22 protein-coding genes and 2 pseudogenes are annotated in these 21,774 nt (G+C 62.1%); 6 read left to right on the top strand and 18 right to left on the bottom strand.

Annotated features, from left to right (window positions below; genetic code table 11):
* Positions 1–4 precede the first annotated feature (4 nt).
* The 3 genes from pdhA to eno all read right to left on the bottom strand — a co-directional run bounded on the left by pdhA (position 5) and on the right by eno (position 2,982).
* Entirely contained in the window at positions 5–1,051 is a 1,047-nt protein-coding gene (gene pdhA, locus NKJ75_RS16865) for a pyruvate dehydrogenase (acetyl-transferring) E1 component subunit alpha (RefSeq protein ID WP_023668914.1), read from the bottom strand.
* Positions 1,052–1,246: 195 nt separating this feature from the next.
* Positions 1,247–1,570, bottom strand: coding sequence for an FtsB family cell division protein (locus NKJ75_RS16860; protein WP_023682560.1), 324 nt, complete (start codon positions 1,568–1,570; stop codon positions 1,247–1,249).
* Positions 1,571–1,707: 137 nt separating this feature from the next.
* Complete coding sequence (gene eno / locus NKJ75_RS16855) at positions 1,708–2,982, bottom strand: phosphopyruvate hydratase (protein WP_023701745.1); 1,275 nt, start codon at positions 2,980–2,982, stop codon at positions 1,708–1,710.
* A gap of 186 nt (positions 2,983–3,168) precedes the next feature.
* On the opposite strand from eno, the gene NKJ75_RS16850 reads away from it, so the two are divergent.
* Together NKJ75_RS16850 and NKJ75_RS16845 are read left to right on the top strand one after the other, a co-directional pair.
* The gene (locus NKJ75_RS16850) at positions 3,169–4,659 is read left to right on the top strand and encodes a glycoside hydrolase family 19 protein (protein ID WP_352462429.1); all 1,491 of its coding nucleotides are present in this window, start codon (positions 3,169–3,171) and stop codon (positions 4,657–4,659) included.
* 109 nt (positions 4,660–4,768) lie between these two features.
* On the top strand, positions 4,769–4,891 hold the full coding sequence (locus tag NKJ75_RS16845) for a hypothetical protein (protein WP_023835249.1): 123 nt from the start codon (positions 4,769–4,771) through the stop codon (positions 4,889–4,891).
* A gap of 82 nt (positions 4,892–4,973) precedes the next feature.
* On the opposite strand, the gene NKJ75_RS16840 is transcribed toward NKJ75_RS16845, so the two are convergent.
* The 6 genes from NKJ75_RS16840 to NKJ75_RS16815 form a co-directional block, all read right to left on the bottom strand.
* Complete coding sequence (locus NKJ75_RS16840) at positions 4,974–5,339, bottom strand: PRC-barrel domain-containing protein (protein ID WP_023668909.1); 366 nt, start codon at positions 5,337–5,339, stop codon at positions 4,974–4,976.
* An 83-nt stretch (positions 5,340–5,422) separates the two neighbouring features.
* Positions 5,423–5,626 (bottom strand): dodecin family protein, encoded by a 204-nt coding sequence (locus tag NKJ75_RS16835; RefSeq protein WP_023668908.1) that lies wholly within the window; start codon positions 5,624–5,626, stop codon positions 5,423–5,425.
* Between the two features lie 97 nt (positions 5,627–5,723).
* A complete protein-coding gene (gene kdsA, locus NKJ75_RS16830) occupies positions 5,724–6,602 on the bottom strand; it encodes a 3-deoxy-8-phosphooctulonate synthase (RefSeq protein ID WP_031204764.1) in 879 nt (292 codons plus the stop codon).
* Complete coding sequence (locus NKJ75_RS16825) at positions 6,599–7,471, bottom strand: VOC family protein (protein ID WP_023835251.1); 873 nt, start codon at positions 7,469–7,471, stop codon at positions 6,599–6,601. Before NKJ75_RS16825 ends, kdsA begins: the two co-directional genes overlap by 4 nt.
* Before the next feature lie 55 nt (positions 7,472–7,526).
* Positions 7,527–7,817 carry a Dabb family protein gene (locus NKJ75_RS16820; protein ID WP_023835252.1) on the bottom strand — a complete coding sequence of 97 codons (291 nt, stop codon included), beginning with the start codon at positions 7,815–7,817 and terminating at the stop codon, positions 7,527–7,529.
* A 114-nt stretch (positions 7,818–7,931) separates the two neighbouring features.
* Positions 7,932–8,066 (bottom strand): hypothetical protein, encoded by a 135-nt coding sequence (locus NKJ75_RS16815; RefSeq protein WP_023668905.1) that lies wholly within the window; start codon positions 8,064–8,066, stop codon positions 7,932–7,934.
* Positions 8,067–8,325: 259 nt separating this feature from the next.
* Here NKJ75_RS16815 and NKJ75_RS16810 point away from each other — a divergent pair, with 259 nt between their 5' ends.
* The gene (locus NKJ75_RS16810; RefSeq protein ID WP_023743028.1) at positions 8,326–9,576 is read left to right on the top strand and encodes an SAM-dependent methyltransferase; all 1,251 of its coding nucleotides are present in this window, start codon (positions 8,326–8,328) and stop codon (positions 9,574–9,576) included.
* Positions 9,577–9,636: 60 nt separating this feature from the next.
* Here NKJ75_RS16810 and NKJ75_RS16805 read toward each other — a convergent pair whose 3' ends face one another.
* Both NKJ75_RS16805 and NKJ75_RS16800 read right to left on the bottom strand, forming a co-directional pair.
* On the bottom strand, positions 9,637–11,616 hold the full coding sequence (locus NKJ75_RS16805; RefSeq protein ID WP_023835253.1) for a bifunctional 2',3'-cyclic-nucleotide 2'-phosphodiesterase/3'-nucleotidase: 1,980 nt from the start codon (positions 11,614–11,616) through the stop codon (positions 9,637–9,639).
* 141 nt (positions 11,617–11,757) lie between these two features.
* Positions 11,758–13,022: pseudogene (locus tag NKJ75_RS16800) on the bottom strand (NAD(P)/FAD-dependent oxidoreductase).
* A gap of 177 nt (positions 13,023–13,199) precedes the next feature.
* On the opposite strand from NKJ75_RS16800, the gene NKJ75_RS16795 reads away from it, so the two are divergent.
* On the top strand, positions 13,200–13,865 hold the full coding sequence (locus NKJ75_RS16795; protein WP_023691270.1) for a 5-formyltetrahydrofolate cyclo-ligase: 666 nt from the start codon (positions 13,200–13,202) through the stop codon (positions 13,863–13,865).
* Here NKJ75_RS16795 and NKJ75_RS16790 read toward each other — a convergent pair.
* Complete coding sequence (locus tag NKJ75_RS16790; protein ID WP_023668897.1) at positions 13,862–14,335, bottom strand: Lrp/AsnC family transcriptional regulator; 474 nt, start codon at positions 14,333–14,335, stop codon at positions 13,862–13,864. The genes NKJ75_RS16795 and NKJ75_RS16790 overlap by 4 nt on opposite strands.
* A 155-nt stretch (positions 14,336–14,490) precedes the next feature.
* Between NKJ75_RS16790 and ald the strand changes: the two genes are divergently transcribed.
* Together ald and NKJ75_RS16780 are read left to right on the top strand one after the other, a co-directional pair.
* Positions 14,491–15,606, top strand: a complete 1,116-nt coding sequence (ald, locus tag NKJ75_RS16785) for an alanine dehydrogenase (RefSeq protein WP_023821347.1) — start codon at positions 14,491–14,493, stop codon at positions 15,604–15,606.
* Between the two features lie 274 nt (positions 15,607–15,880).
* Entirely contained in the window at positions 15,881–17,116 is a 1,236-nt protein-coding gene (locus NKJ75_RS16780) for an outer membrane protein (RefSeq protein ID WP_081725379.1), read from the top strand.
* A 387-nt stretch (positions 17,117–17,503) separates the two neighbouring features.
* Here the strand turns inward: NKJ75_RS16780 and NKJ75_RS16775 are convergent, their stop codons facing one another.
* The 6 genes and pseudogenes from NKJ75_RS16775 to NKJ75_RS16750 all read right to left on the bottom strand — a co-directional run bounded on the left by NKJ75_RS16775 (position 17,504) and on the right by NKJ75_RS16750 (position 21,523).
* Positions 17,504–17,971: a DUF1203 domain-containing protein gene (locus NKJ75_RS16775; protein WP_023745030.1), complete on the bottom strand. Its 468-nt coding sequence runs from the start codon at positions 17,969–17,971 to the stop codon at positions 17,504–17,506.
* A gap of 134 nt (positions 17,972–18,105) precedes the next feature.
* Positions 18,106–18,210 (bottom strand): annotated as a pseudogene (locus tag NKJ75_RS16770) (OmpA family protein); the annotation flags it as partial.
* Between the two features lie 19 nt (positions 18,211–18,229).
* On the bottom strand, positions 18,230–18,793 hold the full coding sequence (locus NKJ75_RS16765) for a GNAT family N-acetyltransferase (RefSeq protein WP_023682574.1): 564 nt from the start codon (positions 18,791–18,793) through the stop codon (positions 18,230–18,232).
* A 5-nt stretch (positions 18,794–18,798) separates the two neighbouring features.
* Positions 18,799–19,650 (bottom strand): 3-mercaptopyruvate sulfurtransferase, encoded by an 852-nt coding sequence (sseA, locus tag NKJ75_RS16760; RefSeq protein ID WP_023691267.1) that lies wholly within the window; start codon positions 19,648–19,650, stop codon positions 18,799–18,801.
* 95 nt (positions 19,651–19,745) lie between these two features.
* Entirely contained in the window at positions 19,746–20,489 is a 744-nt protein-coding gene (locus tag NKJ75_RS16755) for an alanyl-tRNA editing protein (RefSeq protein ID WP_023745027.1), read from the bottom strand.
* Positions 20,489–21,523, bottom strand: a complete 1,035-nt coding sequence (locus tag NKJ75_RS16750; RefSeq protein WP_023672785.1) for a cysteine synthase A — start codon at positions 21,521–21,523, stop codon at positions 20,489–20,491. Before NKJ75_RS16750 ends, NKJ75_RS16755 begins: the two co-directional genes overlap by 1 nt.
* Between the last annotated feature and the right edge of the window lie 251 nt (positions 21,524–21,774).

Genomic DNA, 21,774 nt, shown 5'->3' with positions numbered 1-21,774 from the left:
CCCGTTACAATACGATGTCGGTCCAGAGCTCGGACGGATCCGGCTCTGCGTCGTGCTGGGCAAATTCGGCGGCGTCGGCGACGATGTCGCGGACTTCCTTGTCGATGTTCTTGAGTTCGTCCTCGGTCGCCCACTTCTTGGCCGTCAGCCGCACCTTGACCTGCTCGATCGGATCATGATCCGAGCGCATCTTCTGCACTTCTTCCTTGGAGCGGTATTTTGCCGGATCCGACATCGAGTGACCGCGATAGCGATAGGTCTGCATCTCGAGGATGATCGGACCGTTGCCGGCACGGCACCATTCGGTCGCCTGATCGCCGGCGGATTTGACCGCACGCACATCCATGCCGTCGACCTGAATGCCGGGAATCTTGAACGATGCGCCGCGATGCGAAAAATTGGTTTCCGCCGACGAGCGCGACACCGAGGTGCCCATGGCATAGCGGTTGTTCTCGATGATGTAGATCACCGGCAGCTTCCACAGCGAGGCCATGTTGAAGCTTTCATAGACCTGGCCCTGGTTGGCTGCGCCATCGCCGAAATAGGTCAGCGAGACATTGTTGTTGTCGCGGTAGCGGTTGGCGAAGGCCAGCCCGGTGCCGAGCGAAACCTGCGCGCCGACAATGCCGTGGCCGCCGTAAAAATGCTTCTCCTTGGAGAACATGTGCATGGAGCCGCCCTTGCCCCTCGACAGGCCACCACGGCGTCCGGTCAGCTCTGCCATGACGCCCCGCGGTGACAGTTCCATCGCCAGCATGTGGCCATGGTCGCGATAGGCGGTGATCATCTGGTCGCCGTTGATCAGCGACATCTTCATGCCGGTGACGACCGCTTCCTGGCCGATATAGAGGTGGCAGAAGCCGCCGATAAAGCCCATGCCGTAGAGCTGGCCGGCCTTTTCCTCGAAGCGACGGATAAGCAGCATGTGCCGGTAGGCGGCAAGCTCCTCGTCCTTGGTGAAGTCGGCCGGCTTGGGGGCGGAAAGCCCCGTTGATTTGGCGGATGTCGATTTAACGGATTTGGCAGGCGCTTTTTTGGCGGCGGTGGCCATGCATCACTCCCTGTTGGCGTCTCTTCGCGGACACTAAAGCAGACCATGTCTGCTCCGGGGAGGATCAGCTCCTCCCCACCGATTGGAAGGAAGCTAACATGCGAGACGGCGTTTCGCCATGCAGAAAAACGCATGGCTGGCATGCGCCTAAACGCCCAGAATCGTTAGAGATATCAGCGATTAACCGAAATTCGGTTATTTCGAATTGGCCGGCAGCATGATGGTGATTTCATCGGGCTGGGACAGATTGAGCGCCCGGCGTGCCTGCTCGTCGAGCATATCCTTTTCAAGCGTGCCCTCATGCATCAGCTGGACGCGCCGCTCCAGATCGATCCGGCGCGCCTTGATGGCATCGTACTTGGCCTGCAATTCGATGGTCTGCGCTTCGAGCTGATATTTGGAATTGATGCCGAACTCGCCATGATAGGCATGGAAGCCGAAATAGGCCAGGAACGCCACGCAAAGCGACGGGATGATCAGCCGGCCGGTGTTTCTCTGCTTGTGCTGGCGTGTCCACATGGTCGCAATCCTTTGACCGCCATTTGTCGCTCGATTGTGCTTAATGGACGGTTACGGACAGGTGCATTAGCCAGCGGCCGCAACGAAAAAGGGCGGGAAAATCCCGCCCTTCGTCGTTTTCGCCAGTTCGGCAGAATTTAAGCTTTGACCACCGACTTGCCGGCGTAGCGCGCCTGCTTGCCGAGCTCTTCCTCGATGCGGATCAGCTGGTTGTACTTGGCCATGCGATCCGAGCGCGACAGCGAACCGGTCTTGATCTGCCCGCAATTGGTGGCGACGGCGAGGTCGGCGATGGTCGAATCCTCGGTTTCGCCCGAACGGTGCGACATGACGGCTGTGTAGCCTGCCTTGTGCGCGGTCTCGACAGCGTCGAGCGTTTCGGTGAGCGAGCCGATCTGGTTGACCTTGACCAGGATCGAATTGGCGACACCCATGCGGATGCCGTCGCGCAGCCGCGCCGTGTTGGTGACGAAGAGGTCGTCGCCAACCAGCTGCGTCTTGTTGCCGATCAAATCGGTCAGGTACTTCCAGCCCTCCCAGTCGTCCTCGGCCAGGCCGTCCTCGATCGAGATGATCGGATAGTCGGCGGCAAGCTTGGCCAGGTACTTGGCCTGCGCCTTGGGATCGCGGGTCCTCTTCTCGCCCTCATAGACGTAATTGCCGTCCTTGAAGAATTCGGTCGCCGCACAGTCGAGACCAAGCGCGATCTCCTCGCCCGGCTTGAAGCCGGCCTTCTCGATCGATTCCATGATGAAATCGAGCGCCACCGGCGCACTCTTCAGATTGGGCGCGAAGCCGCCTTCGTCGCCGACATTGGTGTTGTGGCCGGCATCCTTGAGCTTCTTGCGCAGCGTGTGGAAGATTTCCGAGCCCCAGCGCACGCCTTCGCGCAGCGTCGGCGCGCCGACCGGCAGGATCATGAATTCCTGGAAATCGATCGGATTGTCGGCATGCGCGCCGCCATTGATGATGTTCATCATGGGCACCGGCAGCAAATGCGCCTTGGTGCCGCCGACATAGCGGTAGAGCGGCAGGCCGGCGGCTTCCGCCGCGGCCTTGGCGACCGCCAGCGAGACGCCGAGGATGGCGTTGGCGCCGAGCCGGCTCTTGTTGGGCGTGCCGTCGAGCTCGATCATGGTCTGGTCGATGTGGATCTGGTTTTCGGCTTCCAAGCCGCCGATCGCCTCGAACAGCTCGCCATTGACGGCCTCGACCGCCTTGAGCACGCCCTTGCCGAGATAGCGGGCGCCACCGTCGCGCAGTTCGACGGCCTCATGCGCGCCGGTCGACGCGCCCGACGGCACCGCGGCGCGGCCCATCGAGCCGTCTTCGAGGACGACGTCGACCTCGACGGTCGGATTTCCACGGCTGTCCAGGATTTCACGCCCGACAATGTCGATGATGGCGGTCATTGCGATGTCCCCGATTGATCGATTGAAAGCGTCGCGCCCCTCTTAGCCAAAGTGCCGCAAAAGGCAATCAGGAATGGCATGAAATAATGGTGACAGTCGCCCCATGCGCTCAGGCCGTGGGGCATGGGCGACGCCATCTGAACGCAAACAGCCCGCCCTGACGTCATATGTCTGGCGCGGCATGGGGTGGGTGCCCCGCCCCTGCGGCAATGCCTTTGTCACGAAACCAGGCGGCACACAAACTCCACCCGATGCTTCAAAAGAGGCTACCGCCAACGTGACAAACTTCACAATGCAGAGAATTCGAAGATGTTAGGGTCACATCTACAACGCGAACTATTTGGCGACCACAGTGAAATCAACAAACTTGAACTCTTTGGGGAGGCGGCAATGGCAGCGATTTCAGGTACTGGCTGGGAACTTCTTATTAGCCGCAAAGTCGAGCATATGAGGGGCACCAGACGCAGGACAGTTGGTACCTATAAAGTCTTTCACAACGGCACGGCAGTAACGGGTCTATCGGGGTTCGTGTGTGAATCTCGCGGCCCAGGCGACAATTCCAAAGAAGACAATGGCAGGCGCATCGAGCCCGGCACCTATCCGCTGGCGACACAGGCCGGAGGCAAATATGTGACGATCGGCTACACTGGCGCCAAGACGCCACCCAAACCTGGACTCGAACTGCTGAAGACCAACAAGCGCACCGAAATCCTGATCCATCCGGGCGTCAATTTCCTGTCCAGCGTCGGATGCATCAACCCGACGAAGAAGGTGAGCGGTCCGCTTTCCGACATGGATTTCACGGAGAGCCGGACACGCGTAATCGCCCTCATCGACGATCTGAAAACCTTTGCCGGCGGTGGCTTCCCGAAAAGCAACGGCAAGCGAATCCCCAATGCTTCGGTGGTCGTCGAAGGCGAACCGGTGCTGTCGACCGAGAGTGTCGAGAGCGTGCTCGAAGCCGTTGCGGGCGATCCGAACAAGGGTTTGCCAGCAGCGGTCTTCCAGAAATTCGCGCAGAGACCGGCAAGCGGTTCCAAGCGAACAATCTATGACGGTTACATCGGCGCCTTTACCTCCGACAAAGGCCTCAAGACACTTGGCGATCATGGGGTGTGCAACAACTATGATCGGCTGATGCATTTCTTCGCTCAAGCGGCGATGGAAACCGGTGGCTTCACCCTCATTCGCGAATCCCTGACCTACACGACCGTGGCGGCAATCCGGAACGCATGGAGGTCGCGAGCCGCGGGCAAGACCGATCAGTGGATCGAGGACAACCTGCTGCGCAAGCCGCAAGCCCTGGGCGACTGGGCCTATGGCGGCCGCATGGGCAATGTGAAAGGAACGTTGGACGGCTTCAATTTCCGCGGCGGCGGCACGTTCCAGACCACCGGGCGCGACGCGTACACGGCCAAGGGCAAGCTCGCCAAGGTCGACCTCGCCAATCATCCTGAACTGATCGAGGATCCGCAGATTTCGCTGCTCGCAGCTTGCGCCGAATGGAAAGGGTCAGGCTGCAATGCCTTTGCCGATGCCGGCCTGATTAAAAAGATCTCGCGCGCGATCAACGTCGGCAACGCCAATTCCACCACGCCGGCCAATGGCGAAGCGGATCGGATCGCCTGGCACGAAAAGATTTTCAAGGCGGTGAAGAATGCCGGACTCCTCGGCTGAGCATGCCTCGGATCACGTTCGGCAACACCACGTCATCATAATTCAGAGATAACAATCTCTGTGTCGACTAGGATGGTGATGCGCGGGGCGAAACAGGAGGAGTTTCGCCATGTCCGAGTTGAGCGGTATCGTGAGTTTGTTCCTGATCGCGGCGGCGTTCCTGACGTCGTGCGATACGCAGCAGCCGCCAAAGGCGGCGACGCAGCTGTCCACGCTTCATGCAGCAGAATAATTTAGAAACTGTCGGGTTGCACTGAAAAGGCCCCCGTTTCGGAATTCGGGGGCCTTTTCACGTCAGGCGTCAGCGCAGCTGATCAATGCCAATACGGCGTGACCTTGTAGTAATCATAGGAAGCATCACGTGCGGCCTCGCCATCGGCGCCGGCCAGTTCATTGATCGAATAGGCGGGTGCTGCCTTCAGCTGCTCCTTCGAGAACGGCACGACATAGCCGCCCTTGTCCTCGTCATAGTCGAGGCTCGCCCACGGAATGGCGTGATACTTCTCGCCAATGCCGAGAAATCCACCGAACCCGATCACCGCGAACATGATGCCGTTCGACGTCTTGTCGAGCATGATGTCCTCGATGCTGCCGATGCTCGTGCCTTCGGTGTTGTAGACCGACGTGCCGATGACGCGCGAAGCGGCGATGGCTTCGGTGTGGCCTGTCTGGGTGGTCATGGCTGCTGCTCCTCATGTCGTTGATCGATACTTTGACAATGAGGTGCGCGGGCGAAAGTTCCCGTTTTTCGAGCGGCGGGCGGTTACTCCGCGAGGATGAACGTCACCTTCATGTTGACGCGATAGGCCGCGATCCTGCCGTCCTCGACGACGATCTTCTGGTCCTGGATCCAGGCGCCTTCGACGTTCTTCAGGGTCTTTGAGGCGCGCTCAATCCCCTTCTCGATGGCGTCCTGAAAGCTCTTTTTCGACGACGACGTGATTTCGGTGACGCGGGCGACGGACATGGCTTCCTCCTGCCAAGACGCTCATTTGCAGGAGCGAGCCTACAGCCGGCTTATGCCTTCCACAAGCAGGGCAGCGCGCGCGCCATAGCCGAAACCATCAGCCTCGGTTCAGGTCAGCAGCATTCTTGGCGATGCGGTCGAATGCCATCAGTCTTTCGAGCAGCGCCGGCATGTCCTTCAGCGGCAGCATGTTGGGCCCGTCGGAGGAGGTCGAATTGTCGGGATCCTGGTGGGTCTCTATGAACACGCCGGCGACGCCGACGGCAACGGCAGCCCGCGCCAGCGTCTCGACAAAGCGGCGCTCACCACCGGAGGAACCGCCCTGCCCGCCCGGCTGCTGCACCGAATGGGTGGCGTCGAAAATCACCGGCGCGCCGATCTCGGCCATCAGAGGCAAAGCCCGCATGTCCGACACCAGCGTGTTGTAGCCGAAAGACGCGCCGCGCTCGGTGGTCAGCACATTGAGGTTGCCCGAACCGGTGATCTTGGCCACCACGTTCTTCATATCCCAGGGCGCCAGGAATTGCCCCTTCTTGACGTTGATCACCTTGCCGGTCTTGGCGGCGGCGACCAGCATGTCGGTCTGGCGCGACAGGAAGGCCGGAATCTGCAGCACATCGACATGGTGTGCGACGATCGCGCACTGCTCCTCGGTGTGGACATCGGTCAGAATGGGAACCGAAAATTCCTTGCGCAACTCGTCGAACACCGGAAGCGCCGCGTCCATGCCGGCGCCGCGCGTTGCCGACAGCGAGGTGCGGTTGGCCTTGTCGTAGCTGGTCTTGTAGACGAGGCCGATGCCGAGCTTGCCGGTCAGTTCCTTCAGCGCGCCGGCCATGTCGAAAGCGTGCTGGCGCGATTCGAACTGGCACGGGCCGGCGATCAACGCCAAGGGCCCGCTGTTGTCGAAGACGACGTTGCCGACGGTTACCGACGAATTCGGCGCCAGCGAATTGGGCCCTTGCGGCTTGCTCATGGGGTCTCCCGGAAGATGAAAGCCGCGCCCTGCCCGGATGCCGGCTGCACGACAATTTCGTTGCCCGCTATATCGTGCCGGACGGCGTTGTCTGCAAGCAGCCTCGCGACAGTGCCGGCACTGCGGGCCGAAAAGACAATCGCGGCGAAGCGAACTCTTGTCGGCGCACCGGCCGGAATGTCGAAGCGCGCGGTGAAAGCCGCAGGATCCAGAACGGTCAGACGCGCATTCGGCAGGTCGAAGACCGCGCTGCTCTGCTGCTCCGAGCCAACCACTGTCGAGATCAGGCTGATCTGCGTGGAAGGCGCGTCGCTGATCGCGACGATTTCGGCAATGCCGGTCACGCCGTTGGCATGGGCCTGCAGTGCTGTACGGTCGATTTGAGGGGCGTTGATCCGCTCGCAAGCGAACAGAAAGGCGTCCATCGTCTCGGCGCCGGCGGCGAAAGCCAGTTTGAACGAGGCCATGTCGCTCTTTCCGGCCGTGTCGGTGAAGGCGCGGGAAAAGCTCAGTACGTCTCCCGCCGACAGGCCGGCTTTGATAAAGCGCGCATGGTCCGCATCGGCATCGTCGGTGGCCAGCACCACGGCGGAAAAGCCCTCATCGCCCAGCCTGGCGCGATTGAGCCGGTCGCGCGCGACAAAGACATTGCCACCGGCAAATGCCTCGTCTGCAGCCTGTTCATTCCCGACCGCCAGCGGTTCGAGGTAGGTGCCGTCGGCGAAGAAGACGCAGCAATTTTCGGTGCCGAAAGGGTGGATGCCGGTTGGTGCGACGATGAAGCCAAGCGATGTCAGCCGCGCCCGCGCCACGGCGAGGCTCGCCGTCGGCAGCACCAGATGGTCAAGCGGATGGGTCGTGCTGGTCATGCCGGCGCGGTGTGCATCATTCCCGAAATTGGTTCAAGGCCTCTTGCCGGCCCGATCAGGCCGCCGCCACGATATCGGCCGAATAGCGCAATTCGCGCAAGGGTTTGACCCGGCTGGTCGTCTCGGCATAGAGCGGGTGCGCCTTGTATGCGGCAAGCGCGGCATCGTCCTCGAACTCGGCATAGACGACCACGTCGATCGCATCCGACAGCGGATCGACCTTGGTGTTGAGCGTCACCTCGAAGAGGCTTGAATGCGGGATCTTGCCCAGTGTGAGCAAGCCCGTGCGCACGGCCTCGACATCGTCCTTGCGCCGCGCGCTGAAGAAAACGATATGCCGGATCACGCCTGCCTCCACGTTCGATTTGCGGCATGTTTTGTGTGAGCGGGACCGTCGCGTCAACCGCCACGATGTCGCGCCCGGCAATGCCGGCAGGCGACTTTGCAGAGGCGCAAAAAGCTAGGCTTTGCCGGTGACGTAGCGCACGACGCGCGACATCTCCCTGACCGTCGTGTCGAGATAGCGGCCCTGATTGTAGAGGCCGTCCCAGATCAGGAAAAAGGCGATGGCGGTGATGACGATGACGTAACGCATGGCTGAAACTAACGTATGTGGCTGTTCGTAACCACAGCGATTTCACCGGCGGTCGCTCGCCCTCACGGATTCTGGCCCCAGGCACGCCACCTGGGCCAGTGCCGGGCACGGCTTGCCTCTTGAAGTTCCCGTCGATGCGGTGGAAGATTGTGGCCAAAATTCACGCAGGCTACGGCGTTCGCGCCTGACGAATGAAAGTGGAGGATGTGGAGGCCGGCAGATCTTGCGCCGCCCCCGCGGAAGTCCAGGGGGGTGTGAGATGGCTGTCAGGGAATACAAAGGCATCGGCGACGCCATCAGGCTGGACGAACTCAATTTCGCCGAGATGGTCAAGGGCCTGCCGGCCAAGGCGCGCATGGTGCTGTCGGCGGCGATGAAATTGCCGCGCGGTTCGCTGAAGGTGAGGATGCCGGATGGCCGGGCGGTTCTTGTCGGCGGCAACGGACCCGGCCCGGATGCCGAACTGGTGTTGAAGAACTGGCGCCTGCCCGGCCGTGCCTTTTCCGGCGGCACCATCGGCGTTGCCGAATCCTACATGGACGGCGACTGGGAAAGCCCTGATGTAACCAGCTTCCTGGAACTGTTCGTCGTCAACTCGGCCGTTGGCGAACGCATTGCCGGCGGCGCCAGCTGGCTCATCAACACGGTCCAGCGCATCCGCCACTGGTTCAACGAAAACACCCGCACAGGCTCGAAGCGCAACATCTCGGCGCATTACGATCTCGGCAACGCCTTCTACAAGCAATGGCTCGATCCCAGCATGACCTATTCGTCGGCGCTCTATGCGACCGGCGCCAACGACCTGGAAAGCGCTCAGGCCGCCAAATACCGCGCGCTGGCCAAGGATACGGGCATCGGCAAGAAGGACCATGTGCTCGAGATCGGCTGCGGCTGGGGCGGTTTTGCCGAATTTGCCGCGCGCGAGATCGGCTGCCGCGTCACCGGCCTGACCATCAGCCGCGAACAGCACGATTTCGCCAAGGCGCGCATCCAGAAGGCGGGACTGTCTGACAAGGTCGACATCAAGCTGCAGGATTACCGAGACGAAACGGGCACTTACGACCGCATCGCCTCGATCGAGATGTTCGAGGCGGTCGGCGAAAAATATTGGCCGGTATTTTTCGGCAAGATGAAGGCATGCCTGAGGCCCGGCGGCACCGCCGGCCTGCAGATCATCACCATCAACGAGGCCGCTTACGACACCTATCGGGCGCGGCCGGATTTCATCCAGCGCTATGTCTTCCCAGGCGGCATGCTGCCGACGCCGTCGATCCTGAAGACGCTGGGCAGCGACCATGGCCTTGCCCATCTGCGCGAGCGCGTCTTTCCGGACGACTATGCCCGCACGCTTGCCGAATGGCGCAACCGCTTCTGGGCGTCGTGGGAAAAGATCGTCCCGCTCGGCTTCGACGACCGCTTCAAGAAGCTTTGGGAATTTTATCTCCACTATTGCGAAGCCGGCTTCAGGGCCAGCTACATCGACGTGCGCCAGGTGGTCTACAAGGCCTGATCCGAAGCGTGATTGAGCGGGCGTATGCCCGCTCGTTTCCCTGTTACCTGCGCGTTTGCCTCAAAGCAGGATGCGATACTTCGCAAACCCGGATTCGCCCTCGCCGGCCGGCTCGATCTTGAGCGATTTCACCCCAAATATGAAATCCTTCGCTTTGGGGCCGGTCTCGAACACGACGCTGGTGCCGGGCAGCGGCGTGAACGACCAATTGTCGTCGGCCGAGGGGTTGATCGTGCCTTCGCTGACGACGTAGCGCACGATCACGTCGCGGTTGGTGTCCGGCGCCTCGTAGATGATCTTCGAGGCATTGATGTCGGGGAAATTGCCGCCACCGCCGGCGCGGTAATTGTTGGTGGCGACGACGAATTTCGCTGCCGGATCAATCGGCTTGCCGTCGAAGCTGAGGCCGACGATGCGGTTCGAGCCGGCATTGGCGACGCCACCCTTGGCATCGTATTTCGGCAGCTGCGACAGGTCTATTCCGTAGCTGACGCCATCGATCACATCGAAATTGTAGGACGGGAATTCGGTGTCGATGAGCGCCTGGTCGGCTTTGCCCGGCTCGATCTTCCTGAAAATGCCGGCCGACATTTCCAGCCATTCCTTCACTTGCGCGCCGGTGATTTCGACGGCACGAACCGTGTTCGGATAGAGATAGAGGTCGGCGACGTTCTTGATGGCGATGTCGCCCACCGGCACGTCGGTATAGTAGTCGGCGCCGTTGCGCCCGCCGGCCTTGAAGGGCGCCGCCGCCGACAGCAGCGGCACGTCCTTCCACTGCGTGCTTTTTAATATGTCCTTGAGGTACCAGCTCTGCGCCTGGTTGACGATCTGCACCGACGGATCGTCGGCGACCAGCGCGAAATAGGAATAGAGCGGCGCCGAGGTCTTGCCGACCGGTCGGCGGACATAGGCAAGTGTCGCCTCATGGTCCGCCTTCAGCGCATCGACGACGCGCTGGTCGTCCGCCACCGTCGGCTTGTTTGCCTTGTCGACGCGCTGGTAGATCGGCCTTGCCTCCGATGTGGCCGAGGCTACGCGCCATTTCGATCCGTCCCGTTCCAGAAGCAGATCGATCAGTCCCATATGCGAGCCCCAGAAACCGCCCATCACGGCGGGCTTGCCCTGCAGCGTGCCTTTCTCGGTGTCGACGCCTTCGAGCGCCTGAAAATCCTTCTTGCCGGGGAAGACGAGATGCTGATGGCCGGTGAACACCGCATCGATGCCTTCGACGCCGGCGACGAAGAAGGAGGCGTTCTCCATGCCGTCGCCCTGCTTGATATCGATGCCGGAATGCGAGAGCGCGATGACGATGTCGGCGCCCTCCTCCTTGATCTGCGGCACCCATGCCCTGGCCGCCTCGACGATGTCGCGCGTCCTGACATTGCCTTCCAGGTTCTTCAGGTCCCAGACCATGATCTGCGGCGGCACAAAGCCGATGATGCCGATCTTGATCGGCTGCTCGGCGCCCGACCCGTCCTTGATCTTCTTGTCGAGGATGACATAGGGCCTGAGGTAGAGCTTGTCGTCGCGCGGTTTGGCGGCAAGCTCGGTGCCGCGGATCAGATTGGCGCAGACGAAGGGGAAATTGGCTCCGGCCAGCACCTTGTCGAGGAACGACAGGCCGTAATTGAACTCGTGATTGCCGAGCGTCGAGCATTCATAGCCCAGCAGGTTCATGCCCTTCATGATCGGATGCAGATCGCCTTCCTTGAGGCCCTTCTCATAGGCGATGTAATCGCCCATCGGATTGCCCTGCAAAAGATCGCCATTGTCGATCAGCATCGCATTGGTGGCTTCCTTGCGCACCGCCGCGATCAGTGAGGCCGTCCGTGACAGGCCCATCGTGTCGTTGGCTTTGTCGGCGTAGTAGTCGTAAGGCAGCACATTCACATGAATGTCGGTGGTCTCCATGATCCTCAGATGCGCCTGATTGGCCTGCGCGCGGGCGGAAAACGGATGCAGCATGATCAGCGCCCCGCTGGCGGCCGTACCGGCAAGAAAACTACGGCGGGAGACGGGGTAATTGAGATGCGGCATTGGTTTTCCTTCCCAGCGACGTGACAAGATCCCAGCCCCGGGCGGAAGCTTCGCGCCGAAAACCGGCCATGTCCATCGGGAAGTCAGTCGATCAGCAAAAGGTGACGGCTGGATGAATATCCTTGGCCGCGGTTGAGAACCTCAGCCCTTGTCATCGTCGCCCTGGGTGATCAGCCGCGCGCTGCGCTGGCCGGTGAAATAGATCCATAGCCAGCTAAGCGACACCGAGAGCCGGTTGCGGAAACCGATCAGGAAGTAGATATGCGCCACGCCCCACAGCCACCAGGCAAGCCATCCGTGAGCTTGATCGAGCCGAAATCGATCGCGGCTGCCCACTTGCCGATCGTCGCCAGGTCGCCGGCATGTTTGTAGCGGAAAGGCCGCGGCGCGCCATCGCCGGCCAGCCGCGCCCTGATCGTCGCGGCGACATGCTTGCCCTCCTGCTTGGCCGAGGGCGCCACGCCGGGCACCGGTTTGCCGTCCGGCCGCAAGACATGCGCGGTGTCGCCGATGACGAAGATTTCAGGACTGTTCGGCACGGTCAGATCGGGCTCGACCATTACCCTGCCCGCCCGGTCCACCGGCGCGCCCAGCCACTCTCCCGCGGGTGAAGCCGCCACGCCGGCGGCCCACAGGATGGTTCGCGCCGGCAGATGCGTATCGCCAAAGACGACGCCTTCGGCATCGAGGCGCGTGACGGCGCGGCCAAGCTCGACCGTGACGCCCCGCCGCTCCAGCGCCTTGCGCGCATAGTCGGACAGCTTTGGCGCGAAATTGGCTAGGATCCTGTCTCCGGCCTCGACCAGCACCACACGCGCCTCACGCGTGTCGATGTTGCGGAATTCGCCGCGCAGCGTTTCATGCGCGAGTTCGACAATGGTGCCGGCAAGCTCCACGCCGGTCGGGCCGCCGCCGACGATGACCAGTGTCAGCAGTGCCTGGCGCTTGGCCGGATCGGTCTCGCGCTCGGCCTGCTCGAAGGCGAGCAGGATGCGCCGCCGAATGGTGGTTGCGTCTTCAAGCGTCTTCAGCCCGGGCGCGAAAGGCTCCCATTCGTCGTGGCCGAAATAAGCATGACGCGCGCCGGTGGCGAGCACCAGCGTGTCGTAGGGAACAGAACTGCCGTCCTCAAGCAGCACGCGTTTGCCTGGACGGTCGACGCCGGTGACGTTGCCGAGCAGCGTCGTCACGTCCTCGCGCTTGCGCAGCAGATGACGGATCGGCCAGGCAACTTCCGAGGTCGCCAGCGAGGTGGTCGCCACCTGGTAGAGCAGCGGCTGGAAAAGGTGATGGTTGCGCTTGTCGATCATGGTGATGCGCACGGGTGCGCCGGCCAGCGCCCGCGTGAGTTCGAGACCGCCGAACCCTGCGCCGACGACAACGACATGATGGCTGGTTTCACTCATCGCATTCACCCCTGTTTGTCTCCCTCTATCTAGCGATTTTTGTGCACCGCAACAATGTCGCGGCGAGCTAGATTGCCGCTTAAGGCTGCCCAGGACTCGTCGCCGGATGTCGCGAATGCCTATGTCGGCAAGCATGGACGGGTATAGCCTTGCAGGCTGGAACCACGGGAGTGAAGCATGGCCAACGACGATGACAAAGATGGCAAAGGGCGGGGGCAATATTCTTCGCCGCCTTGCTTCATGCACGAACTCGATCCGGAATTTCGCGCGCCATTGACCGACTGGACCGATGTGCGCCGTTGGCGCAAGGCCGAGCGCGAGCGTCTGATCGCGGCACGGTTGGCGGTTTCCGCCGATGCGCGGGTGGCGATGTCGCGGGCTATCGCCGAAGGGCTCGACGCGGCAATCGGCGACATTGCCGGCCGCATGGTCAGCCTCTATTGGCCGTTTCGCGGCGAGCCGGACCTGCGGCCGTGGATGGCGTCGATCAACGAACGCGGCGGCCGCACGGCGCTGCCCATCGTGATCGAGAAAGGCCAGCCGCTGATCTTCCGCGCTTATGTGCCCGGCGACCGGCTGGAAAAAGGCATCTGGAACATCCCGATCCCGGCCGAAGGCGAGCCGGTGCTGCCCGACATCGTCATCTCGCCGATCGTCGGCATCGACCCGCGAAACTACCGCCTGGGCTATGGCGGTGGCTTCTTCGACCGCACGCTGGCTGCCATGCCGTTCAAGCCATTGGTCATCGGCGTCGGCTACGAACTGCAGCGCATAGCCACCATCTACCCGCAGCCGCACGACATCCCGATGGACCGGCTGGTGACCGAGGCTGCTCAGGGCTAGGCCAGTTCCGGCTTCATGCCCATGGCGGTCCGGTCGACGATCTCGCGCAAGGCGAACGATGAGTTGATCTTGGTCACATGCGGCATCGCCGACAGCCACTCCTTGTGGATGCGCTCATAGTCGACCAGGTCCTTGGCGGCGATGCGCAGGATGTAGTCGTATTCGCCCGACATCAGGTGGCACGACAGCACATTCGGGCAGCGCTTGATCGCCGCCTCGAAATCCGACAGCGTCTTTTCGAACTGCCCCGACAGCGATATGTGCACGATCGCCGTCATCTGGTGGCCGAGCGCGGCATTCGAAAGCCGGGCATGATAGCCGCGGATGGTGCCGGATTTCTCCAGATTGTCGAGCCGGCGCGAACAGGCCGACTGCGACAGGCCGACCCTTTCAGCGAGCGCCGCATTGGGTATGCGGCCATCCTTCTGCAGTGCCTCGAGAATGGCGATATCGATCCTGTCGAGCGGCATTTACAGTGATTCCTGCGAAAATTATGCAATTTCGCGCAACGATTATCGAAACACGTCACCTCGCGCAAGCGCATTCGCAAACACCTGCGCAACGATTCGTGGTTCACTCGGTTGATACAGGGAACGAGCCCGAAGGGCCGGATCAGGAGAAGACTATGCGCGTCGGCTGCCCCAAGGAAATCAAGAACCACGAATACCGAGTCGGCCTGACGCCGGGCTCCGTCCGCGAATATGTCGCGCATGGCCATGAAGTGCTGGTCGAAAGCGGCGCCGGCGCCGGCATCGGCGCCGATGACAATGCCTACCGCGCCGCCGGCGCCACCATCGCCAGGACCGCCGCCGACGTGTTCGCCAAGTCCGACATGATCGTCAAGGTCAAGGAGCCGCAGCCCAACGAATGGGCGCAGCTGCGCGAGGGCCAGATCCTCTACACCTATCTGCACCTGGCCCCGGATCCGGAGCAGACCAAGGGCCTGCTCGCGTCCGGCGTCACCGCAATCGCCTATGAGACCGTAACCGACGACCGCGGCGGCCTGCCGCTCTTGGCGCCGATGTCGGAAGTTGCCGGCCGCCTGTCGATCCAGGCCGGCGCGACCGCGCTGCAGAAGGCCAATGGTGGCCGCGGCGTGCTGCTCGGCGGCGTGCCCGGCGTACTGCCCGGCAAGGTCACGGTGCTCGGCGGCGGCGTCGTCGGCCTGCATGCCGCCCGCATGGCGGTCGGCCTCGGCGCCGACGTCACCATCATCGACCGCTCGATCCCGCGCCTGCGCCAGCTGGACGACCTCTTTACCGGCCGCGTCCACACCCGCTACTCCACAGTCGAGGCGCTTGAGGAAGAATGCTTCTCGGCCGACATCGTCGTCGGCGCCGTGCTCATCCCGGGTGCTGCTGCACCCAAGCTGGTCACTCGCGAAATGCTGTCGGGCATGAAGAAGGGCTCGGTGCTGGTCGACGTCGCTATCGACCAGGGCGGCTGCTTCGAGACTTCGCACGCCACCACCCATGCCGAGCCGACCTATGAGGTCGACGGCGTGATCCATTACTGCGTCGCCAACATGCCGGGCGCCGTGCCGGTGACCTCGGCGCACGCGCTCAACAACGCGACGCTGCATTATGGCCTGCAGCTGGCCGACAAGGGCCTGAAAGCGCTGGTCGACGACCACCATTTGCGCAACGGCCTCAATGTCCACAGGGGCAAGATCACCAATCGCGCCGTCGCCGAAGCACTCGGCTATGAGCTGGTCGAACCGAAAGTGGTTCTGGCTGCCTGACAGACGCCTTAATCGACTCAAGCAGTTCTGCCTCCCTCACCCGCCGGTTGCGCCGGCGGGTTTTTTATTGGCCGCGTGCTCACAAATTGCGGGCTCTAAGGCAACATCACGGCGAAACGGCCCGGCTTGGCGGTGCTTTTGCCTGCCGATGTGGCATTTTTGTCATTCCAATATTGGCGAGCGTCCTGTTAGAACACGGACGGGTTTGTTCTTATGCTAAGGGGCTAAAATGTTCATCTCTGCTAAATCCGTTCTTCTCGGGGCCGTTTCGGCAATGGCTTTGATATCGGTAGCGCATGCCGCCGATGTTGTGCAGCCGGTGGAAGAACCTGCCGGTTTCAACTGGAGCGGCGCCTATGTCGGCATCGGCGGCGGCTTCGGCGCCACCGTGCATCGCATCAGCGTCGACCCGGTGATCGACTTCAACGGGATCGGCGGCAACGGCGTGTTTGGCGAAATCACCGCCGGCTACGACTATATGGTCTCCGAGCGCTTCCTGCTCGGTGGCTTCATCGACGCCAACATCGGGAATATCGGTCCGTCGATCAGCCTTCCGGGCGCTGATATCGACCTGACGAACGCTTATGGCTTCGACGTCGGCTTGCGCGCCGGCTATCTCTTGAACCCCGATACGCTCGGCTATGTGCTCGGCGGCTACACCTGGAACCATTTCAAGCTCGAGGGTTCGGGCTTTGCCGACGGTCTCGATTTCACGGAGAACCGTGGCGGCTATGTCGTCGGCGTTGGCATGGAAACCGTGCTGCGCGGCAACTGGACGATTAAGACCGAGTACCGCTACGCCAACTATGGCGACGACTCGGTGGCTGACCTCGGCATTATTGGCGGCCCGGGAACCTCTCTGGATGTCGAGCCATCCAGCCACACCTTCCACATCGCGGCCAACTACCGCTTCGGCGCCCAGAATGGCGGCGGGGCCTCGTTTGCTGCTCCGACCTACAACTGGACCGGCTTCTATGTCGGCGGCGCGCTTGGTGCCGGCACCGTGGTGCATGACCTGACGCTCGCCAGCGCCCTCGAATTGGATGGCATCGGCGGCGAAGGCGTGTTCGGCGAGGCGAGCATCGGTTACGACCATGATTTCGGCGGCTGGGTCGCCGGCGTTCTGGTCGACGCCCGCTATTCCGGCATACGCTCGAAGCTGGACATTCCGGGTGGGTCGATCAAGGGCGATACCGACTATGGCTTCGATGCCCTGGCCCGCATCGGCGCCAAGGTCAACGAATCGACGCTGGCCTATGTCCTCGGCGGTTACAGCTGGCAGCATTTCGACCTGCATGCCTCCTCGCCCGTTGGCGACATCGTCGACTGGGGCTCGAGCGGCTTCTCGGTCGGTGGCGGCCTGGAAACGGCCGTTTCCAGCAACATGACGCTTGGTCTCGAATACCGCTATTCGCAGTATGAGAAAGAGGATTTCGGGTCGGACGGCTTCCTCACCGACGAGCCTTCCTTCCAGACCGTTCGCGTCGGCGCGAAGTATAAATTCAACTAAACGCCGCACACACACACGGCAAAGGCCCGTCGGTCAATTCCGGCGGGCTTTTTCTTTGCGCAAAATTCCTGGCGCCGGCATTGAACAGGCTGGCGGACAACAAAAAAGCGGAGCCAAAGCCCCGCTTCCTCGTTGTCGAGATCGCCGCCGGTTCATCCGCGGTCGGCAAACCCATCGACACTCGTCTTTTAATGGACGAATGCGACGGGAGTGCGACAGTTCACCGGCAGTCGGCGCGCCACCAGGCCGGCGACAATCGCGGCGCTTGTGTGAAGTGCTTCACATCAGCCATTCGAAAAACATGTGCAGACAGGGATGCCAACTTGACGGCTCGTGCCGTCACACGGTTCCCAACTGCCCGCCAGACCACCGGCGGGCATCTTTTTGTCAGAAACGCTCGATGCGGCACTGATAACAATTGTTGCGCGCCGAGCGGACGTGGACATAGGCGATGTCAGCGCGCTCAAACAGCGTCTCTGCCCGCGCCGCAATGCCGCCAGTCGGAATGACGCCGCCGCTGCCATAGACGATGCGGTCATCCGCACCATAGCCGCGCACGATATAGCCGCTGCTCTCAAGCATCTCTGGAAGCGCTTCCGTCTCGGCTGCGCGTTCGCATTCCTGCGCATGCAGGAAGATCGGTCCTGTCTCGGCGTAAGGCTGCAACGCCGGAAATGGCCGATAGGCCATGATCAGATAGCCATCGCCTTCGGCGACGTTTCTCAGGCAATGCCGGCACGGCACCCCGTCGCCATCTGAAACCTTCCGCTCCGGCGTTTGCCCGTAGGCGTCCGGCCCGCCGCGCTGCAGCGCTCTCACATCTTCTGTCGGCAAGGCTTTGAACTGGACGGTCATGGCTAAATCTCCGGTGTGGTTGACCGGAAATTATGCCCCCGCCGAGGTGCTTCCCACCCGATTCCTGTCAACTGTCAGCAGCCCGGCCAGTCTCAGGCCGGACTGCTTCGGCATTGGGCAGGTCCCGCGCCGGCTCAGCGGATGAAATCGTCGAAGCGGCGCAGCGTCACCCGGCGCCTGCGCCAGTTCTCGTCCTGGGTCGGCACGAGCAGGAATTCCTCGCCATGAACGGTCGGTTCGGCCTTCAGTCGGAGAAAGTCACGGCCGCATGACGCTGGCCGAGCGCTCGGCGAACGACAGCGGATGCACGGTCTCCTTCTTTTGCGCCACCGGCGCAAAACCGAGCTTCTGGTAGAGCGGCAAGGCAGCCGGATGGTCGAGCGTGCAGGTCTGCACCGTTACCCGTTTCGGCCCATACGACCATGCTGCGGCAATCGCCGCACCGAGGAACCAACGGCCGATGCCTTGCCCGGTCGCATGTTCCATCATACCGAAATAAGCGAGCTCGACCTCTTCCGGCAGATGCGGCTTGAGGTCGAAGAACCCGGCTGGCGCGCCGTCAAGATAAAGCACCCGGATGTCGCGGTCCTCGCGGTGGATCCCGGCGGCAAGCTCGTCATCGTCCAGCCTCAGCACATTGACCCAGTGCCATTTGCGCCCGACCCGATCCATCAGATAGCGGTAGAAATGCAGCGGAATGTCCTTGGTCCTGAGCAGCGCGATCTGCCTGTTGTAGGGCAAGGGCGGCGAATAGGCCGGCGGCACATGCATTTCCAGAAACGTGACCGTAACCTCGATGTCGTCCAGCGCGCCATTTTCCATTGCCATCATTCCTTGCCCGTCACCACGGGCGTGTCTGCCAGCCCGCCCCATTCCGTCCATGAGCCGTCATAAAGGCGGTTGTCGGTGTGGCCGAGCGTCTCCAGCGCCAGAGTGACGACAGCCGCCGTGATGCCGGAACCGCAAGAGGTGACGACCGGTTTCGACAGATCGATACCGGCATCCTCAACGGCCTTGCGCAACTGGTCCTTCGACAACAGCGCGCCATCCTGTGACAGCGCCGAATAAGGCAAATTGTGCGCGCCGGGCATGTGGCCGGAGCGAACACCCGCGCGGGGCTCTGGCTCGGCGCCGGTGAAGCGGCCCGCGCCTCGGGCGTCCGCAATCTGGCTCTCGCCAGTCTCGACGATGCGGCGCATGTCGGCAAGGCTGGCGACGCGAGCGGCATCGAAATCGGCATGAAACACATTCGGCGCGATCTTGGTCGGCTCCGCCGTCACCGGCCGGCCCGCCGCCTTCCAGCGGTCGAAGCCGCCGTCGAGCACATAGACCTGGAACACGCCCATGACGCGGAACATCCACCAGGCGCGCGGCGCCGAGAAGAAACCCGGACCGTCATAGACGACAATGGTGTCGTCGGCCGAAATTCCCATGGCGCCTACATATTGCGCGAAATGCTGTGGCGAGGGCAGCGTGTGCGGCAGCTTGGCATCAGGATCGGAGGCCGCATCATGATCGAAGAATCGCGCACCCGGAATATGCGCAGCCTCATACTCGGCGCGCGCATCGCGCTTCTGCGCCGGCAGATACCAGGATGCATCGACGATCGTCAGGCCGGGCTCGCCAAGACGGCTCTGCAACCAGTCCGCATCGACGGTGAAAGGGCTGTCATCGGCCATTGTTCTTCTCCTGCTCCGCCTTGGCGAAGCATTGCTTCCTGTTGACCATGATCTTCCCCGAAAACCAGCTTCCACTTTTCGGGATCATGGTTCGTTCAAGCTACCGGCATTGGTCCGAAGCGAATGCGAAAACGCCGGTTTTCGCGGCCCTTCTTCTCGATCTTGCCGATATGGATTTCACCGACTTCGCCGGTGCTTTTGACATGGGTGCCGCCGCAGGGCTGGCTGTCGATCGAAGCGTTGTCGCCGATGCAGACCAGGCGGATCTTGCCGGTGCCGGCGGGCGGCCGGACAGTCTTGGATTTCACCAGGCCAGGATTGGCTGCCAGTTCCTCGTCGGTGATCAGCCTGATGAAGATCGGATGATCGGCTCGCACCAGTTCCATCAGCCCGGCGGTGACGTCTTCCCTGGTGAAGCCGGCATCGGGAGCGTCGAAGTCGACGCGGCTGTCATCTTCGGAAACCGCAGCACCGGTAATCGGAAACGGACAGACGACGGTGAGCAAATGGCAAGCTGCGTGCATGCGCATCAGGAGATGCCGCCGCTCCCAGTCGATGGCGAGTTTCACCCGCTCGCCGACCTCGGGTGCCGGCTGCTCCGGCGCCGGCACATGGATGATCTCGTCCTTGGTCTCGCCGGTGATGGTGGCGGCAATGGCGATGCGGCTGCCGTCGGCGCGCTCTAATGTTCCGGTATCGCCAGGCTGGCCGCCCGATGTGGCATAGAAGATGGTCCGGTCGAGAATGATGCCGCCGCGCTCGTTGATGGCGACAACAGTGGCGTCGGCCGCTCTGAGATAGGCGTCGTCGCGAAACAGCGCTTCTGTTCTGTGCGCCATCAGGCGACCTTCTCATACGGCACCGGAATTGTGCTGCGCTCATCCATCCAGCCCGGCACCGGCAGGTTCTTCTCGCGCAGGAATTCCGGGTTGAACAGCTTCGACTGGTAGCGCGTGCCATAGTCGGCAAGGATAGTCACGATGGTGTGGCCGGGGCCAAGCTCGCGCGCCAGCCGTATCGCGCCGGCAATGTTGATGCCGGTCGAACCGCCGACGCACAGGCCTTCTTCCTGGATCAGGTCGAAGACGATCGGCAGCGCTTCCTCGTCCGGCACCTGGAACGAGAAGTCCGGCGTGAACCCATCGAGATTTGCCGTGATGCGCCCCTGCCCTATCCCTTCGGTGATCGAGCTGCCGTCGGACTTCAATTCGCCACTCGTGTAGAAGGAATAGAGCGCCGCACCCAGCGGATCGGCGAGCGCGATCTTGACGTTGCTGCTCCTGGCCTTCAGCCCGAAGGCGACGCCGGCCAGCGTTCCGCCCGAACCCACCGCCGAGACGAAACCGTCGACCTTGCCGCCGGTCTGCGTCCAGATTTCTTCCGCCGTGGTGCGGATATGGCCGTCGCGATTGGCAACGTTGTCGAACTGGTTGGCCCAGATCGCGCCGTTCGGCTCCGACCTCGCCATCTGCTCGGCTAGCCGCCCGGACAGTTTCACGTAGTTGTTGGGGTTCTTGTAAGGCACCGCCGGCACTTCGATCAGCTCGGCGCCAAGCAGCTTGATCGTGTCCTTCTTTTCCTGGCTCTGGGTGTCGGGAATGACGATCACTGTGCGATAGCCCAGCGCCTTGGCAACCAGCGTCAGGCCGATGCCGGTATTGCCGGCCGTGCCTTCGACGATGACCCCGCCCGGCTTCAACAGCCCGCGCTGTTCGGCGTCGCGGATTATGAACAGGCCGGCGCGATCCTTGACCGACTGGCCGGGGTTCATGAACTCGGCCTTGCCCAGGATCTCGCAGCCGGTCTGCTCCGAGGCCTTGTTGAGGCGGATCAGGGGCGTGTTGCCGATCGCTTCGATCACAGAACGGGGCATCCGGGATTCCTTATGTAGCTGCGGCGAGACCCTAGAAACCCGAAGCTTGCGTTTCAAGGTAAGAATTCGCCTGGTCCAGAGCATGATGCCGAAAAGTGTGAGCGGTTTTCGGCCGACATCAACTCTATTCCCTTGATTCAGAGTCGGATGATGGCAGGTCTGTTCGATCTGCCATCATCCGACGCTGGGCGCATTTCGGGCACTGCAATCTCCCGCGGCCGGACATCGCGCGATGACGATCATTTCAACCA

The organism is Mesorhizobium sp. M0058 (assembly GCF_040323095.1).
Classification (GTDB): Bacteria; Pseudomonadota; Alphaproteobacteria; order Rhizobiales; family Rhizobiaceae; genus Mesorhizobium.
The sequence above is the reverse complement of the archived record's forward strand: the minus strand, read 5'-3'. Positions and strand labels throughout refer to the sequence as shown.